This window comes from Blautia luti, assembly GCF_033096465.1.
GTDB lineage: Bacteria > Bacillota > Clostridia > Lachnospirales > Lachnospiraceae > Blautia_A > Blautia_A luti.
Genome location: NZ_AP028156.1, coordinates 1,389,153 through 1,406,190, shown reverse-complemented (window position 1 = coordinate 1,406,190; position 17,038 = coordinate 1,389,153). Strand labels below are relative to the sequence as shown.

Sequence of the window (17,038 nt, the reverse complement as noted above, 5' to 3'; positions counted from 1 at the left end):
TGTTTTATATTTTTATGGTTTTATTTCAGTTTTTCGAGAATCTCATCCGCGCTCACACCGCTTGCCAGCAGCTTCTTCAGCACTGCTTCGGCTTCAGTCTTCTTAGCTTCTTCAGCGGCCTTAGCATCCGCCTTTGCCTTTTTCGCTTCCATGGATGCTACTTCTTTTTCGGCTTTCTTCAGAGCAGTCTTCTTCTCTTTCAATGTGTTCTTCTGCTCTTCAATTGATTTCTGGATGGATGCGATCTCGGCTGTGAGTGCTTCCTTCGCGGACTGCTTTTCTGCAATCTGCGCTGCAAAATATGCAGTCACAGTTTTGGGCTTATTCTTGCTACCTTTAGTTCTGGGCATAGGACACAAACCTCTTTCTATTTATTATAACTAAAGTATATCACTCAGCAAGTCTCCAAGCAATATCTATCATATCATCAAATCAGCATTTTCCTTAACCTTATTCAATACCACATCCGATAGAGCACCTTGGCTATTCAGATGGATTGCCAGAATAATATACTCTGTCAAAAACATATCTGTATACATTTTAAATGTATCTTTATTTGCATTGATGCTGTTCATTCGAGCTGCAACATTACCATGGAAATTGTTGCAGCGAGAAGCATAGAGAATTCCAAAAAAGACAAACGACAGCCTTTCTTCATCCGTGAATTTATATTTTTTCTTTGTTCCCTGCACATCACAGAATGTAATCTCAACTTCTTCTCCTAGCATGAGTGCTTTTAATTTTATTCCAAAACTATGTGTTATGGCTCGACTCTTTCCTTTGTTTGCATTAGTAATTCCGAGATCTACTTCATTATTAACAAGTGTCGGATTGGAAATCTGACAGTATGACTTTCCATACGCGTTATCTAAAATATCTAATAGCGATGGAATTTTTCGTTTTAACGTTTTATAAGAACTAGCCCTATATTTTTCTACTATACCTTTCTTTTCCATTGCATACCCTTTAAGCATATACGATGCTACATAGTGAAATGTTTTATCTGGCATTCTTTTCAAGAAAGGCTCTAAAATTGCTTTATATTTATTATTCCAGTCACCTAAAATCGCATCACAAATAAGTTCAATACCCTTTGTGTCCTGACAAAAACCAACATTGTTATCGCTTAATTGCTGAACGTAATACGAATGATTAATTGCCTGCCAACAAAACAACGCTGCCAAATCCGGTCTCTCAGGTAAAACATAATAGCTATCAAACAGATACGTTAATATTTCGTATGGATAAGGTACGCCTTGATTTTCCCAGTTTTCATCATATATATAATCAAGCTTTTCCAAAATATTATTATTACAACGCGGCAGAAGGTCTAAATGACGTTTTTTCGAATAATCCTTTGCAAGTTTCAAAATATCGTCCATAATGATAGCACCTATTTATTTTTCTACGTTTATTCCTTATCACATCTCTGCCGATCACAGATCGTTGCCTGCTGCTCACCACGAAGAGGTGTGTGATTATTAGAGCAGCGTCGGGAGCTTCCGCTCCCTATATTCCACATAATTCGATTCTTTTACAGACTACTGATGCTTTCTCACATTCATCGCCACGTAGTACATCAAACCGCCTAGCACTCCTCCGACTATGTTGTAGAAGATGTCTGATAGCTGGAATGTTCCCAAGCGAAGCAATAATTGTAGCATCTCTATGCTTATCGAAAAGATAAATTCTATCTTTCCGCTATACCACAGGGTCTTCTTCAAGCCGATTCCTATCTTCTCTCCGAATGTCCACATCACTACTGCTGAGAACGGCACCATCATGATCACATTCTCAATACATTCGGTTGTCAGCTTCTGTTCGCCGTTCACGGTCTCCCAGATGCCCCAGCCACCCATGACATCAGATAAAGGATTCAGCCACAGATTCCGATTCAGTAACGTTCTGAACAAGATCATGGAAATCACAAAAGCCAACAAGAACAATTTCCGAAAAAACACGCTCTCTTTGAATTTCTGATACCAGGTCACTATGGCGTTCTTCCAGCCTTTGCCGGCTGCGGTAGGCTCATACGCATACAGATAGAAAAACATAGCCAAAAAGGAAAGCAGGAGCGAGAATCCAAACGGCTCATAGAGAGCTGTCAGGATGTTTGTGAGGATTTTCCCTAGTAAATCAATCGTTTCTTTCATCGTCGTTTACAGATCACTAAACAGATTATCCTTGTACACACCGCTCTCCAGCATCTTTTTAAAGCTATCCTTTACTGCTGCGACATCCTCATGGTAGGTCATGCCGTACCAGATGTCGTTGGTTTTCAGGACCTTCACAGACATCTTGCCCTGCTCCAGTAGTTCACCGATGAAGATCGGAATCAGATACTCTGCTTTCAGAGGATTGCTAGGTACTTCTTTCTCAAAGAACTCTTTGAAGCCCTCTTCCAGCGTAGTGAGAAAATCAGGAGTCAATCCCCACATATTCATGGAAACCAGAGAATTAACATCGACAGCCACGCCGTCAGCCTCTGCTCCAGTTGCAGTCTTCACGATATTCTTTGTTTCCACAACCTCAGTCAGATTGTTCTGCTCGTCCATCTTGCAAATACCACGAGTCACACCACCGTTATCGGACAGCGTGTTCTTCAGCACAAAGCCAGCCATACAAGACTTGCCGCCATTCACTAGATACTCATGGACTGCTTTGAAACCTTCTTTGCCATAGTAATCATCCGCATTGATGACGATGAACGGAGTATTAATCACATTTTTAGCTGCAAGCACGGCCTGTCCCGTTCCCCACGGCTTTGTACGGCCTGCCGGAAGTTCTCCCGGAATATCATTGATATCCTGGAAAGCATAGTCTACAGTTACGTCATTAGAAGAGCAAATGGAGGCGATTCGGTCACCGATAACCTCTTTGAACTCTTTCTCGATATCCTTGCGGATGATAAATACTATATGATTGAATCCGACTTCGATTGCATCATGAATCGAGTAATCCATGATGATATGGTTAGAAGCATCCACCGGCTCCAGCTGTTTAATTCCCGTTCCGAAACGGCTACCGATACCGGCTGCCATGATAAGTAATGTAGTCTTCACGTTTTCTCCTTCCTATGTTTCTCTTATCCAGTTCGGCATAATCTTGTATGCACTCGTTCACACACTTATAATACATTAATTGTTTCATGCTTCTATATAGACGACTTGCACTGTTTTTTTACTTGTATCATTTTCTGAATGTAACTCACACCATATGCTGTAATGAAAATACAAAGCAAAATCACTAGCCACTCAACAATTCTATATTGATCACCGAATACTTTATCCCAAACAATTCGCATATATGTAATAACAGGGAGATGTGTCAAAAAAATCACCTCGCTAGTATTTCCCAACTTCACCAACAGTGGATTCTCAAATATATACTTTGAAATACTTCCACTGCCCATTACAATAGTCCAAACTAGCAATGCTTCTATAATGTGATAAATCGAATACGTAACTTTCTTATTAAACACAATCATCATTATCACGTAGACAGCCAATAACAAGACCAACATCCCGTCAAAATTCTTCTTTTCTTTACACTTACTTAAAACTCCAAGGCTAACACCGATTCCAAAATCTAGAGCTCGATATATGGGAAAAATATATGTTAAAAATGCAGTCTGATTTTGAAAGCAGTTCAGTACCAAGAATTCCCATGCGAATTCAATTAAAAACAGCATTACAAGTGTCGACTTAGACCCCATTCTTCTTATAATCCAAAAGAAAATAAATATCGTCAGATAACAAAACAACAAATCTGACAAGAACCATGTGACACCATTTAAAGCCCAATAATAATCTTCCGATGGAATCCAACTTTGTAGATATAATAAATTTGTTCCTATAATTGACGCAAATTTGGCAGTTCCAATTTCATGTGCTTTCCAATTTTTCAAAAGGAAAAGTAGCATGGGTATAATTGTCAAACAATATAGTGGGTAAGTTTTTCTTCCTTTTTCAACAGCATATTTTAATGTTTGTCCTATATTCTTCATCCTATCCAGATCATAATATTTCATTCCTATTAATAAGCCAGAAAGAAGAAAAAAGAATTCTACCCCCCTGTCACCAAATGCAGGCAAGCAGTTTGGAAAAACTGAATTTAAATGCCACAGGACAATCAAGGAGATTGCCACCCCACGAATGCCTTGAATACATTTCATTTTTTGCATACCATTACCCCTCCTCTTCCACAACAAAACAACTCTTTAATTTACAGTACATATACTATTCAAATCAAAATTAGTACTCAAAAACACTTAAGTATAAATCAGCCATCTTCTCCTGATATTCTGGCTAGAAAATAAGACACTCAACTTATTGGCATTGCGCTATAAATCACATCTCTTCAAGCTGTTGAATACCTTTTATTGACTTTTTCCTACCCATCCTATCTCCGCCCTTCATGTTATCTTTTATCTATAGAATCCTTTATCAGAAATCTTTTTTGCCGGAACTCCTGCTAATGTGCATCCTTCATGTTCAACTGAATGTGTTACCACACAATTACTTCCAACAATCACATGATCAGCAATTGTTAGATTTTCGTTGATTTTTGCTCCCGGTGCCAAATATACATAATTGCCTCCGTGGACATTAGCCGACACATTAACGCCCGCTTGAATCACACAATAATCTCCAAATCTTGCACTTCCATTAACAATAATAGTTCCATAATGTGGCAATGCAAGACCTTTGCCAAACGTGTTTATTGGTATAAAGATTCCCGTTTTAATACTCAACGCATTAAGCCGAAACTGATACCATTTTTTCAGTACCCCCCCCCGTATTTGTATAGTATTCCGCCTTACGCAGTAAAATCAAGTATCTCCAACACACCTGATGCAAGGAAGGTTTTTTACGAGTGGTGTTCAGAATCCGTTTATCTTCATTCAAATATTCTATCAGGTCACTTTTGTTTTTTATCATTTCTGTTCTCGCTCTCTTATGCTATTTTAAATTTGTCTATTGCCTTTATGAACCATCCCTGCATAACAAGCCAAGTCGTTCCGACAATAACTAATACTGTAATAATTTCTTGATGTCTGGTTGTCTGAAAAAGAATCATCTGAAGAAACGAAAATACACATGCAACAAACGGAGAATACAGATATAAATGTAAACTATGTTTGTTTCCAATCATCGAGAGAATGTTATCTTTAAGATAAATAGATTTTCCTAATGCAAGCATCCCATACACCATAAGTAAGTTACCAAAATAAAACTCCGCCCTTCCGCAGATACTGTATTCAACAATCGTCATGACGCTTCCAACTACCAACATCACATAAGAAAACCTTCGATTGCACTCCTGCCCAATCATCCATTTTCCCATATAATAAAATCCAATTCCCTCAATCATCCAATTTCGATACAAAAATGGTTGAACACTTTTTCCAAGTATAAGTAATGTTCCCTCACTCATAATCCAATTAAGCAATATCAGAAATGGAAAGCACCGATAAATTACTTTATTCAATTGAAATTTGTCCACAAAATATACAGTGATATAAATCATTCCAATAGCGTGAAGATACCACAGATACTCGTTTCCAAAAGCACTTCCAAACAATAAACATTCCAATACATTCTTAGGATTTACTGCGAGTTTTGCCCACATCGCGAGCTCTCTATATGGGCTATAGGAAATCAATGTGTAAATTACAAACCATATCAGATTCATTACAAAAAATATTCTCAAAAAATTTAAACCTTTTTTTAAATACTTTTTCCCCACTCTTTTGCTGAAATAGCCGGATATGGCGATATATGCGGGAACAGCACTGCGGGCAATCGCCGTCAATGCCCCACCTATATTTCCAGGTAGCGGATTATGTATTAAAACCACCAATATAAATAACAGATATTTCAACAAATCAAAATAATGATTTCGCTGTTTTTCTGTATCAACCATCATACTCTAATACCTCCAGCTCATCTCTATTCTCTCTCCAAGTTTGAAGGATTAGCAGTAAGAACGGAATAACATCAATTCTAGCCAAATCAAAACAACTAAGACTTATACCCGTAGTCAGTAAATAAATAAGTATTGCATATAGCATCTCTATATTGTTTTTTGCGAAATTTCGAATGGACGTATACAGATAGCCAGCAATCAGTAGTACAATCATTGGAACACAATACCACCCCATTGTGTACCAATTTCCAAGATATCCAAGGTCATCATTCGAACCAACAAGAAAGAATCTTTTAAATGCAGCAGTACCAAAAAAAGCAAATCCCATTGGTTTTCCATTCCAATTTTTTTCAAGAGATGCAAGCGAATAAAGTCTAACAGACATAGAATTTCCGTCATATATATCATTAGCAGATGACGAAGCCCCTTGTATTGTCTGTAACAAATCATCATAAAATGGTGTCTGCATAAATATCACAATTGCCATCACACCAATTGAAAAAGCAATCATTTTTCTTGCGCCTCGCTCTTGCTTCCCATACCATAAAATGGCCATAGAAGCAATTAACGACACTATCATAATTCTTGAACCAACAAATCGGATTGAATACACTAATCCGATAATCACATAAATCAGATATTTAATTTTTGTTTTTGTTAAGCCCTTCCCACATTTTAATAGCAAATAAAAAGAGTAAATCAAGAATACATTATCAATTGCACCACAATTACTTGTACTATGTCCGCCTCTCACCTGTGCTGCGATAAGAGTCGGAAAAAATGCAACTCCGGCCGCATCATAAACTATACAATTTAGCATTCGAAAACACGATGATAATGCAGCAATCGGTAGCCAGCTTTCCATAAAAGATTTTTCAGATCCATACCTTTTCTCAAGATACAGAAAAGGGTATACTAAAAATGCCGAAAAATAATATTGAGCATACATAATAGTATTGTTGACGCTTGCTACTCCCTCACGCACCGTAAAGTAACTGATGCCGATCAAACAACATATATATATTATAATATATATATTTAGCAATCTATATCTCGACAATGTTCCATTTTTACTTAAAGAAAGCACTGCAAGTATGCTGTCAAACAAAACCAGCAGCATCTCTATCTTCCATGCAAATGAATCGCTAAAAAATGGAATAATTCCTCCAAGAATATCCAACTGAAGCAGCAGGACAATCCACGTCACACACCATATTATATTTTTGCGAATTTTCATTGTTTGTCCTCCCACTATCGGCTCTTATTACCTCGCAAATTTTTTACTTATTTTAAGCAGTACAGATTTTGTCTCATTTTTGAAGAAAAAGTAATTGAGTACAACATCTATCAAGCAAACCCCCGCAAAAACAACCGCTGCCCAAATAAAAAAGGATATAAAACCAGTTATATGTGCATTTACAATGTTTCCAAACAAACATGTAGCTAGAACACCAGCCACCAGATTTGCCAAATATACCTTAATAATCCAACCGAGTGACATATCAAAAATATATTTTTTCATATAAATAATATTGGCCACTGTGTTAAATGTAAATGCAATCAATGTTCCCAGTGCCACACCAATAATACCAATCCATTTCACGAGTACTAAAGAAAGGACAATATTGATAATCGCCTCTGTTACAGAGATCCACTGGGTCTGTTTGATGTGCCCAGCAGCCATAATCATATTATTATAGGTCAAACTAGTACAATAAACATATTCTGCAAAGCAAAGTAGTGTTGCAAAAAGAGGCTGGTAGTAATCTATATCACTAATTCCACCTGTATAAAGACTTACAAATGGCGTAATTAAGATGATACATGTGAAGAAGAATACCGTAGACAGCATCTTTGACATGAGGTCATACATGGGAACGTCACGCTTAATTGCATCCTGCTCATCTCTTGCAATCATCTGACCAAAAAGAGCTTCCGTATTGCCTAGAATAGCTGCAACAAGATTCGATATGCTGCTGACAACATACCGATGTACCGAATACACTGACACCCACATTACGTTCAGGCAAGCTGTGATCACAAGGTTATCAGTGCTACTATGAACGTAAAACGCAATACTCTTCGCAAGCGCAGCGTTACTTTGTGAAAGGACACTCTTATCTTTTTCTACACTTGTATCAATTGCATAATGTCTGCGCACATACACATTCAAGATGATTGGTCTTAGGATAAAAATCAATGCTGCTACAAATTTGACAACAAGCAATGAACAGCCTAGTTTGATTAAAATGACACTGACAAAAGCATTTCCAATGGTACAAAAAATCTGAAGGAATGTATTGAAATATGCCTTTTGATCTGCAAACATTAACAACTGACTGGGAATTCCAAACATGCTTTCAAAGATTGCATTCATTCCCAAAACTAAAACTAGCAAAAGAGCGTCTATGTAACCGAACGGCGTTTCCACGAACTTCGGATATACCACAGCCAAAACTGCAACATAGCCAGTGAGCGCTAATGCAAACTTTGTATAAAACGATTGACTCGTTTTATATACTACACTGGCCTTTTTCATATCACCCGTTGCTATCGGTCCATAGAAAGCAACTCTTGTTGCGCCAGTTACACCACCCTGAATCAAGGATGTAATGCTGATAAACTGACTAATCGACGCCACCGTTCCATTTGCAGCAGAGCCAAAGGTAGATAATATTAAACGCGGTACAATCAGACCGCAAATAAGAGCAACTATCTGCTGAAGCAGAGAAGCCACACTATTCAATGCTAACGCTTTATTTCGATTCATTTCTACCAGTAACATCCTCCCTCAACTTTTTCAGCATTTTTAGGCCGTTCATCGATACCAGGACGAGTCCAATACTCATTAATATACTTTTTAAATTCTGGTTGATCTTCAATCCAACGATTTCCATAAATACCAAAAAGCATCTGTGTCCAACCAGCCATATGAACTGCAATTTTTCCCTGTCTCTTTGCATGTGCAGCTAATGACATTCCATATGCACCGCAGCCAATCAATGCAATTTCATAATCTGACTGATCCATCTGATTTTTCATAAAATCAAGAGCTTCAAACCAATTCTTGAACCCTGTTTCACTACTATTTCCAGCAATACTTTGAACTGCTTTAATCACTGTCAATTTTTTAAATTCAGGCAAGATATCTGGATTTTCAAACAAGAGTTCTCTTTTCTCGTACTGTTTTTTTATTGTCTCAGCAAAGGGGTGAATCACCAATACCTTTTTTCCTTCAAGCTCTTTTGTCCATGGATTCTTCCAAAGAAACGGTGCATAATAACCATTCAAATTGATTTTTTTTGCTTTTTCTGTATAGCTCTGAACGTAATATTCATGCTGTACATAAGAACCAAGGATATCTATTTCACTTGCATCCTCAAGTGCCAGATGTGCAAATCTTTTACCCTCTGGAAGTGAGTTTGGAAAAAAGCCGGCATTGTTGGTAAGCCACATTAGGCTACCCTCTCTATCGTAGTTCACCTTTCCTTCGCAAATATCCTTTAAAGGAATGTGCAGTTCATTTGATAGTAATGAGCAAACATTTCCAAGTTCTATTGTTCCCCATTTAGAAACCATCAAACCACTTTTCGCTTGATGAATGCGCTCTCTTACATAATCATTTGCCTGTTGATCTCTCAGTTCGACAAACTCTTCTGTATATTCATTGTACGGTTTTCTAAATAGTTTAGTTAATACTTTTAGAGCAAATTTTCTGGTACTTTCTCTTACATCTCCCATTTTCCCATAGTCCCTTTCAGATAATCTCGATATGCACATCTGACTGGAGCAAACTGTTTTCTTCCTCGAATAACATCTTTTATGGTTTGATAAGTAAATCTTGCATTAACCTTATGATAATCTGTTCTATATTTTTTTGTTAAATACAATATATTTCTCACCATATAATATTGAGTCATTGCACTGGTTGCTCCGGTAGATGCACTTACTTTATGATAGATCAAGGTATTTTCGCAAAACCAGAGTTTATATCCTGCTTCAAGCACTTTATAGCAAAAATCCGTATCTTCTGCATAAAGAAAATACTCTTCTGAAAGCAATCCGACTTTTTTCACTACCTCGGTTGGAATCAGCATCAGACATCCAGTAATAAATGTCACCTCTCGAATTTCACCTGTATCTTCTGGATTCAGGTCATTCCATCTTTCATGCGCGCCGCCACCAAGCTTTTCATCCATATGTCCACCGCCGTACCACAAATGGCTTGGCTTGCTATAAAAAGCTATTTTTCCACTCACAATGCCAGCATTATCCTTTTTAGTAGCCACATCAATAAGAATACTCAAGAAATCAGGTTCAACTGTTGTGTCATTGTTCAGCAACAGCACATAGTCGAACTCATTTTCTATTGCCTTTTTGATTCCAATATTATTTCCACCCGAAAATCCTAAGTTTTCATCTGACTCAATATATGCAGCATGTCCTTTCAAATAATCCAACTGATCTTTCGTAGGCTTTTTGCTAGAACCATTTTCTACTACAAATATTCTATAATTATTATAATTTATATTATTCAGGCTCTTTACACACTCTATCGTATCCTCAGTCCCGTTATAATTAACAATGATAATTGCAACACTTGGCTGCTTATCTCCAATCCGTTCCTTCATCAGCACTCACCGAAAAACTTATCTTCCAGCATCAAGCACAAGCAGTGATACACTGGAAGATGAAGTTCCTGAATCATATAAGTTTCTGTCTGCGGTACTTTGATACAAACGTCACTCATCAGTTCCAATTTGCTGCTCTTTGCACCAGTCAAACCAAGGACCTTCATACCTTTGGCATGGGCAGTCGTTGCCGCATACAAAACATTTTTACTGTTTCCACTTGTAGAAATGCCAAGAAACACATCCCCCGCTTTACCGTAACCATTAACCTGCTGTGCAAAACAAAGCAACGGCTCGCAGTCGTTCATATATGCCGTAGATAATGCCGGGTGTCCATCCAAAGCAATTGCCGGAAGTGCTCCTTGCAAATTCTCTGCCAGGACAGTTCCTAATTCCTGATTTTCTGCCATAAGCTTTTCCGCAAAATCAGCTCTGGGCTTTCTCGGCATTTTAAAGCCTTTCATTAGTTCACCGACAATATGCTCTGCATCTGCTGCCGAACCTCCATTACCTGCCACAAGCAGCTTTCCACCATTTACATAGCACTCTTCCAAAAGCAGATATGCAGATATAATACTGTTCTTTTCTGATTCAAGTGAAGGGTAACGTTCCACTAATAAATCAATATGCTTCATCAATCTTTTTTCCAACTCACTCATTTCGATACCCTTTCTTTTATTTCAGACACTGTTCTACAAACTCTTTTAATGTCGATATTGTCACTGTCTGACCATAAGATTCACGACCAATCAAAGCTGTTCTGCATCCTGCATTGTAGCCGGCTTTGATATCGTTTTCTCCATCACCAACCATCCACGACTGTGAAAAATCGATATTGAAATCTTCTGCCGCCTTCAACAGCATACCAGGCTTCGGTTTGCGACAAGTACAATCAATCTTTAGCTCTGGTCTCTCCCCTTCGTATCCCTTATGAGGATGATGAGGGCAATAGTAAATGGCATCCAAATATGCTCCTTCTTTTCCAAGAAGTGTCTCCATCTTATTGTGAATTTCTTCCAGCTCTTCAAAAGACACTTCACCTCGAGCAATTACTGGCTGATTCGTTACTACAATTGCAAGATAGCCAGATTCATTGATTTTACGAACTGCCTCAGCTACGCCACCAATCAGCTCAAAATCATCTATATTTCGAAGAAAGCCAACATATTTATTAATAGTTCCATCTCTATCAAGAAATACTGCTTTTTGCTTATTTTTTAGATTTTTCCCGGATACTCTTCCTTCTTTATAATCCGCGCATACGGAATAATATCGTTCCGGAGTGCCCATATCCTTTACATATTCTGGGCTGTCATAACAGAACATCTTTCCTGTTCCGGCTAATGGTTTTAATAACTGGCGATCCAAATCAACTTTTACCGGTTTACCGTTTGCACCGATCTTACCTATTGAATCTGCATCAATATCAACCAGTTCCAACACTTTCGGGCTGATAACATGCAATCCTGCGTTCACTCGGTTTCTGTAATACTGCGGCCGCTCATCTTCTTTTGCAAGCCATTTTTCTACCGCTCCATTTTTATCCGCAATAATTAAACCACTATCATATGGATGACTATTCGGATGGGTAAAAAGTGTAACCATTCCGCCATGTTTCTGATGGAACCCAACAAAGCGATTAAAATCAACATCAAATACAGCATCCGCATTTAAAAGTAGAAAATCAGATGTCAGTTTATCTTTAATTTTGAACAAGGCACCTGCGTTGCCTAGCGGTTCTTTTTCAAAATAATACTCAATATGTACGCCAAACGGTTTTCCCGTCACAGGGGATGTACCAGATCCATCCCCAAAGTAGTCCATAATAATATTGCCAAGATGACTCACCGTAATAATAATGTCAGTAAACCCCTGGTCACGCAGACACTCCAGTTCATGTTCCAGTACTGGTTTCCCTTCAATTTTAATCATAGGCTTCGGGATATCACTGGCAACTGAAGAAATACGCGTTCCCTTACCTCCTGCCATTATTACTACTTTCATCTCTTTATTCCTCACTCAAAATTAGTTCTTTGGTTCATAGGTTTCCGGTGTATAATGAATCACCCTCGTACCGCCATCTTCAAACGCAAACGGAATATGCATCAAATCGCGCATCGCCCATCGCACTGCATCCTGTCGCTCTGGCTGAACATAAAATACAAGGAATCCTCCGCCACCGGCACCCAGCAATTTTCCGCCCAGTGCGCCAGCAGCCATGCCCTTATCATAGAGTTCATCAATACTATTCGTGGACACTGCTGAGCCAGTTTGGCGTTTAAGTTTCCAAGTGTGATCCAGCATTCTACCAAAATCATCCAGATCTGCATGCTTGTCTGTCAGAACACGCTCTGCATCATCAACTAGAGCCAGCATTTCCTTCAGCTGAGCAATCTTATCTCGTTTTCCTGTATCATTTGCTTTCTGCACATCAGAAGAGAATCGAGTAAATCCTGTAAAAAACATCATTAAATTCCGATTGAGCTGCTTCTTTCGCTCCGGCGAAATAATAACCGGCAGGACTTCATATCCATCTGCATTAAAATTGATACGGTTGAATCCACCAAAAGAAGCAGCGATTTGGTCTTGCCATCCACCAGCTTCTTGGCAAAGATTTCGTTCCAGATAAATTGCTTCATCCGCCAGTTTCTTCTTGTCAGCATACTTACCTTTCAAAGCATAAAAGGCATTTAACATTCCAACTGCAAAGGAACTTGAAGTACCTAAACCAGAGCGTGCCGGAAGATCCGCCTCATAGGTGAGACGAATCTCATGCATATCCAACATTTTCATTGCATTACGAATTGCAGGATGCTGAATATCATCTATATTCGATACTCGCTCTGATTTTGAGTATGTAAGTTCAGTACTGTAATCGAAAAAGCGTGGCAAATGACGCACATTTACATAACAGTATTTATCAAAGGTTGTAGAGATGACTGCGCCACCATACTCTTTAAAAAAACTTTCCATATCTGTTCCGCCGCCAAAAAAAGACATACGGAACGGTGTTTTTGTAATAATCATCTACTGTCTCCTTACAGGGTTTTGCGCCAATATTCCAGCATATCTGCAATTGTCTGTTCCATGCTAATTTTCTGGCTCCATCCGGTATCACGTTTCAGTTTTTCAACATTACCAATGATAATTCTTTCATCAGTAGGACGAAGCAATTTCGGATCGACCTTAATCTCAAATTTATGTCCAATCTGCTTTTCAATCATTGCTACAATATCCTTCATCTGGTAGCAATGTTCCGAAGACAGATTATAAACTTCTCCTGGAATACCTTTTTCTGCAAGAAGCATCAAACCATTTACAAGATCTCTCTGATCCATAATGGCACGTCTTGTTTCCAGATTACCTACACGCAGTTCATAAACGCCAGAACGTTCTGCCAAAATAGCGCGCTTGGTAAAATCAGATGTAACATCATTCACTTTTCTCGTTCCGGTAGAATTGAAAATTCTAACACGAATACAACGAATATGGTCGTTCATAAAATACTGAAAAGACAACAAATCCTGGCCAACCTTGCTCACACCGTAAGGATGCAGAGGCTTTAATTCCGCCGTTTCTTTCACATACGGATCTTCAAGCTCATTTAAGGTCTGGCCATACTCTGCACTAGAACATGCAACAACAACCATTGGATCATAATCAGGCCTAGTTTGACGGACAAACTTGACTGCTTCATAAACGTTAATCGTACCATTTACGTTCGTTTCCATTGTTGCCTGCGGATGAGTCCAAGAAACTGTTGGATAACTTTGCGCTGCAAGATGGTAAATTTGATCCGGTTGAAATTCTGAAATCACACGCTGAACTGCCTGATAATAGCGCACATCGCATTCTTCCATGCGAATATCCGGGTCAAGCTCTGTAATATCAGTTGTCGGTTTGTAGTACGTACCCAATACTTCATGACCCTGATCATGCAACAGCTCTACCATGTGAGAGCCAACCATTCCACCTGCACCCGTAACTAATACTTTCATAATAATTATTCCTCCATTATAGCTTTCATCTTATCTCTAACGACATCATAAGAGAACTTTGCCTTGAAAAGTTCAAAGACATCTTCATTAAATTTGTGAATGTCATCATTTGCCAGATTGTTAATGGTCTGAATCCATTCTTCTGGCGTGTTACACTGATAGCAAGTTTTTCCTCTAATATCACTATTCATTTCTTCCCAGAATCCAAACAAGCTTTCTTCAGTTCCAACAAATATTTTTCCAAACGAAAGAGCTTCTACTGTTTTAGACTTCATTCCACCGCCATCAAATAGTGGTGCAATCACGATATCTGCATTTTCATAATATGGATTAAGACTTTCTACTCCACCAATTACATTAATACGTGAATCTGAATACTCGTTCCTAAGTTCCTCCAAACCTCTGCCCACAACATCTACCTGAATATTATCAGTAAGACTCGGAAGGACATTATCGACAAACCATTTAAATCCAACCAAATTCGGATAATATTTCTTTCCAACAAACAGAATGTGTTTCTTATCATCTTTCGCAGCGATAGAATCCATGATATTGTCCGAAATAGCTGGAACCGGTGCAGGTAGAGGGATAATTACATCTGGACGTTTTCCATAGTATGCCTGGAATTTTTTTGCATCTCTCTCGTTAAAAACAATATTTATATCCGCATATTTTTGATTTATATTCTCTTGTTTAATCCCTATCGTATATTCTATTTTGCTTTTTAACGTCCGCTCATTGTCCATCCATTGTTTATATAAATCAGCCTTTACGTCATGGTAAAAAGAAAACACCTTACACTCTTTACAGCTTTTTTTGATTTTCTTTACTAAGTTTCCAAATACAGAATCCTCAATAAAAACAGTTTTAATTGCATTGCTATTTATTAGTTCACAAATCTCACTGATTATATCATTGCTGATAAACATCATGTTTCCCTGCATCCATCGATGCACTCTATCAAGAACCGATTTGTATTTTCCATATGAAATATAGTTCTGCAACCTGCATTCTTTTTCTGTGGGACTCAAATTGATAAAGAAAATATTTTCTCGCCCAAAAATATCACAGAGTGCTTTGTAATGCATATCAGCTCCAATATTTCCTTTCTCAAGTTTAGTTATATATAAAATCATTTTCTTTCCCTCATAATTCAACGCTAAAAATCTATGCGAAATTTATTCTCCTAACAATTTATAATACTGTGCAACTTCTCTCTCATTTCCATACTCATGCTTATCAAGATAACTCTGAATGGAATTATACAATTGATAATTCTCTCTAAGTTTAGCTATTCCTTCTGCTATTGCGTTAGGACTTATGTCAGTAATCAGTCCCTCTTTCTTATCCTTCAACTGATCCTTAATTGTAGAATAATTAGTTGCAAGTATTGGTTTTGCCAATATTTTTGCTTCATCCAAAACAACTGATTTTCCTTCCCATCTGGAAGGCTGTACTAACAAATCGCAACTCCTGATATACGGATATGGATTAGCTTTTAAGCCTAAAAATGTAATGTATTCTTCTAATTCATTATCTTTTACTTGTTTTTTGAGTTGTTCTTCAAGCTCTCCTGCGCCAATAATCCACCAATGAATATCTGAATATTTTTTTTTCAGAATTTTCATTGCATCAATTGCAAAATCATAACCCTTTTGTCTTGTTAAACGACCTATTGACAAGATATTAAATTTATTTTTTTCATATTCCGGCACTTCAAATTCTTCCGACAATTTTTTCAACAAAGAACCCGATGTTAAATTAGGCAAACAATAAAATTTATTTGTCAACTCCGGATAATTCTGTTTTAATATCTGCACGCATTTATCAGAAATACTTACAACACTGTCTGCCTTTTGAAAATAATTCTCATAAATCTTTGCATCTTCATTCTTTTTTATTTCATTGAAATCGTTATGAATCCAAAGTATTTTTTTCTTTGCATTAACCTTATCTATAACATAATATGATGCTTCTCCCTCCAAGAATCCAACAGCAATATCATAATTTCCTTCCAGATTTGGTAAGCAGTGTTTATAACATTTCACCCATCTTTGCTGTCCTGCCTTTTCCTTATAAAGCACTTTACATACCACTGTACCCATCAGCCTAAGCATTCCTGTTTTAAACCCCGAAAGAGAACCAAACATGCCCATATCAATTTTATAGGCATACCGTAGTGAGGCCGTAAGCGGTAACAATCGTACCTCCTTGGGAATTTGAGTCAAAAACAGACCTTCTTGTTTAAATAACAACAGATCAACAGCATACTTTTTATAATCAATAAGATTTAATAAATTCACAAGACTTTTTTCCGCTCCACCACCGTACAGTGCTGGCATAACAAATAGTATCTTTTTCATAGCTGGTCTCCACATATAATATCTAATTGAGCTTCTTTAACACCTTTTCTAAAATCCACACTTTCACAAAAATCCAGCACATCCTTTACAATTGCCGAATTTGCTTTTTGACACAATT

The 17,038-nt window shown here is 37.8% G+C and carries 17 protein-coding genes; all 17 read right to left on the bottom strand.

From position 1 onward, the window contains the following. Positions 1 to 20: 20 nt before the first annotated feature. The 17 genes from R8695_RS06525 to R8695_RS06445 all read right to left on the bottom strand — a co-directional run bounded on the left by R8695_RS06525 (position 21) and on the right by R8695_RS06445 (position 16,920). The gene (locus R8695_RS06525; protein WP_154780025.1) at positions 21 to 350 is read right to left on the bottom strand and encodes a hypothetical protein; all 330 of its coding nucleotides are present in this window, start codon (positions 348 to 350) and stop codon (positions 21 to 23) included. 69 nt (positions 351 to 419) lie between these two features. Then, a complete protein-coding gene (locus R8695_RS06520; protein ID WP_154780026.1) occupies positions 420 to 1,382 on the bottom strand; it encodes a hypothetical protein in 963 nt (320 codons plus the stop codon). A gap of 159 nt (positions 1,383 to 1,541) precedes the next feature. Next, positions 1,542 to 2,153: a VanZ family protein gene (locus R8695_RS06515; RefSeq protein WP_154780027.1), complete on the bottom strand. Its 612-nt coding sequence runs from the start codon at positions 2,151 to 2,153 to the stop codon at positions 1,542 to 1,544. A gap of 6 nt (positions 2,154 to 2,159) precedes the next feature. Next, positions 2,160 to 3,062: a sugar phosphate nucleotidyltransferase gene (locus tag R8695_RS06510; protein ID WP_167829747.1), complete on the bottom strand. Its 903-nt coding sequence runs from the start codon at positions 3,060 to 3,062 to the stop codon at positions 2,160 to 2,162. Positions 3,063 to 3,154: 92 nt separating this feature from the next. After that, positions 3,155 to 4,183, bottom strand: coding sequence for an acyltransferase family protein (locus R8695_RS06505; RefSeq protein WP_154780028.1), 1,029 nt, complete (start codon positions 4,181 to 4,183; stop codon positions 3,155 to 3,157). 243 nt (positions 4,184 to 4,426) lie between these two features. Then, positions 4,427 to 4,753, bottom strand: coding sequence for a serine O-acetyltransferase (locus R8695_RS06500; protein WP_154780029.1), 327 nt, complete (start codon positions 4,751 to 4,753; stop codon positions 4,427 to 4,429). Positions 4,754 to 4,956: 203 nt separating this feature from the next. Next, positions 4,957 to 5,928 (bottom strand): acyltransferase family protein, encoded by a 972-nt coding sequence (locus R8695_RS06495; protein WP_154780030.1) that lies wholly within the window; start codon positions 5,926 to 5,928, stop codon positions 4,957 to 4,959. Continuing rightward, positions 5,918 to 7,165 carry a hypothetical protein gene (locus R8695_RS06490; RefSeq protein WP_154780031.1) on the bottom strand — a complete coding sequence of 416 codons (1,248 nt, stop codon included), beginning with the start codon at positions 7,163 to 7,165 and terminating at the stop codon, positions 5,918 to 5,920. Before R8695_RS06490 ends, R8695_RS06495 begins: the two co-directional genes overlap by 11 nt. 27 nt (positions 7,166 to 7,192) lie before the next feature. Next, positions 7,193 to 8,713, bottom strand: coding sequence for a polysaccharide biosynthesis protein (locus R8695_RS06485; protein WP_154780032.1), 1,521 nt, complete (start codon positions 8,711 to 8,713; stop codon positions 7,193 to 7,195). Continuing rightward, positions 8,701 to 9,669, bottom strand: coding sequence for a hypothetical protein (locus R8695_RS06480; RefSeq protein WP_154780033.1), 969 nt, complete (start codon positions 9,667 to 9,669; stop codon positions 8,701 to 8,703). The genes R8695_RS06485 and R8695_RS06480 overlap by 13 nt, the downstream gene beginning before the upstream one ends. Then, positions 9,657 to 10,559, bottom strand: a complete 903-nt coding sequence (locus tag R8695_RS06475; protein ID WP_154780034.1) for a glycosyltransferase family 2 protein — start codon at positions 10,557 to 10,559, stop codon at positions 9,657 to 9,659. Before R8695_RS06475 ends, R8695_RS06480 begins: the two co-directional genes overlap by 13 nt. Next, positions 10,559 to 11,218 (bottom strand): D-sedoheptulose-7-phosphate isomerase, encoded by a 660-nt coding sequence (locus tag R8695_RS06470; RefSeq protein WP_154780035.1) that lies wholly within the window; start codon positions 11,216 to 11,218, stop codon positions 10,559 to 10,561. The genes R8695_RS06475 and R8695_RS06470 overlap by 1 nt, the downstream gene beginning before the upstream one ends. Positions 11,219 to 11,234: 16 nt before the next feature. After that, positions 11,235 to 12,563, bottom strand: a complete 1,329-nt coding sequence (gmhB, locus tag R8695_RS06465) for a D-glycero-beta-D-manno-heptose 1,7-bisphosphate 7-phosphatase (protein ID WP_154780036.1) — start codon at positions 12,561 to 12,563, stop codon at positions 11,235 to 11,237. Positions 12,564 to 12,584: 21 nt separating this feature from the next. After that, a complete protein-coding gene (locus tag R8695_RS06460) occupies positions 12,585 to 13,586 on the bottom strand; it encodes a GHMP family kinase ATP-binding protein (RefSeq protein ID WP_154780037.1) in 1,002 nt (333 codons plus the stop codon). 11 nt (positions 13,587 to 13,597) lie between these two features. Beyond that, a complete protein-coding gene (locus tag R8695_RS06455; RefSeq protein ID WP_154780038.1) occupies positions 13,598 to 14,557 on the bottom strand; it encodes a GDP-mannose 4,6-dehydratase in 960 nt (319 codons plus the stop codon). Positions 14,558 to 14,562: 5 nt separating this feature from the next. After that, positions 14,563 to 15,693 carry a glycosyltransferase family 4 protein gene (locus tag R8695_RS06450; protein WP_154780039.1) on the bottom strand — a complete coding sequence of 377 codons (1,131 nt, stop codon included), beginning with the start codon at positions 15,691 to 15,693 and terminating at the stop codon, positions 14,563 to 14,565. A 42-nt stretch (positions 15,694 to 15,735) separates the two neighbouring features. Further along, on the bottom strand, positions 15,736 to 16,920 hold the full coding sequence (locus R8695_RS06445) for a glycosyltransferase (protein WP_167515461.1): 1,185 nt from the start codon (positions 16,918 to 16,920) through the stop codon (positions 15,736 to 15,738). Positions 16,921 to 17,038 lie beyond the last annotated feature (118 nt).

What these genes read in the sequence shown, in the direction of transcription:
- R8695_RS06460 (WP_154780037.1), bottom strand. Translation starts at nt 13,586, where the DNA reads ATGATTATTACAAAAACACCGTTCCGTATGTCTTTTTTTGGCGGCGGA.
- R8695_RS06480 (WP_154780033.1), bottom strand. Translation starts at nt 9,669, where the DNA reads ATGGGAGATGTAAGAGAAAGTACCAGAAAATTTGCTCTAAAAGTATTA.
- R8695_RS06490 (WP_154780031.1), bottom strand. Translation starts at nt 7,165, where the DNA reads ATGAAAATTCGCAAAAATATAATATGGTGTGTGACGTGGATTGTCCTG.
- R8695_RS06475 (WP_154780034.1), bottom strand. Translation starts at nt 10,559, where the DNA reads ATGAAGGAACGGATTGGAGATAAGCAGCCAAGTGTTGCAATTATCATT.
- R8695_RS06445 (WP_167515461.1), bottom strand. Translation starts at nt 16,920, where the DNA reads ATGAAAAAGATACTATTTGTTATGCCAGCACTGTACGGTGGTGGAGCG.
- R8695_RS06515 (WP_154780027.1), bottom strand. Translation starts at nt 2,153, where the DNA reads ATGAAAGAAACGATTGATTTACTAGGGAAAATCCTCACAAACATCCTG.
- R8695_RS06450 (WP_154780039.1), bottom strand. Translation starts at nt 15,693, where the DNA reads ATGATTTTATATATAACTAAACTTGAGAAAGGAAATATTGGAGCTGAT.
- R8695_RS06525 (WP_154780025.1), bottom strand. Translation starts at nt 350, where the DNA reads ATGCCCAGAACTAAAGGTAGCAAGAATAAGCCCAAAACTGTGACTGCA.
- R8695_RS06520 (WP_154780026.1), bottom strand. Translation starts at nt 1,382, where the DNA reads ATGGACGATATTTTGAAACTTGCAAAGGATTATTCGAAAAAACGTCAT.
- R8695_RS06495 (WP_154780030.1), bottom strand. Translation starts at nt 5,928, where the DNA reads ATGATGGTTGATACAGAAAAACAGCGAAATCATTATTTTGATTTGTTG.
- gmhB (WP_154780036.1), bottom strand. Translation starts at nt 12,563, where the DNA reads ATGAAAGTAGTAATAATGGCAGGAGGTAAGGGAACGCGTATTTCTTCA.
- R8695_RS06470 (WP_154780035.1), bottom strand. Translation starts at nt 11,218, where the DNA reads ATGAGTGAGTTGGAAAAAAGATTGATGAAGCATATTGATTTATTAGTG.
- R8695_RS06505 (WP_154780028.1), bottom strand. Translation starts at nt 4,183, where the DNA reads ATGCAAAAAATGAAATGTATTCAAGGCATTCGTGGGGTGGCAATCTCC.
- R8695_RS06455 (WP_154780038.1), bottom strand. Translation starts at nt 14,557, where the DNA reads ATGAAAGTATTAGTTACGGGTGCAGGTGGAATGGTTGGCTCTCACATG.
- R8695_RS06485 (WP_154780032.1), bottom strand. Translation starts at nt 8,713, where the DNA reads ATGTTACTGGTAGAAATGAATCGAAATAAAGCGTTAGCATTGAATAGT.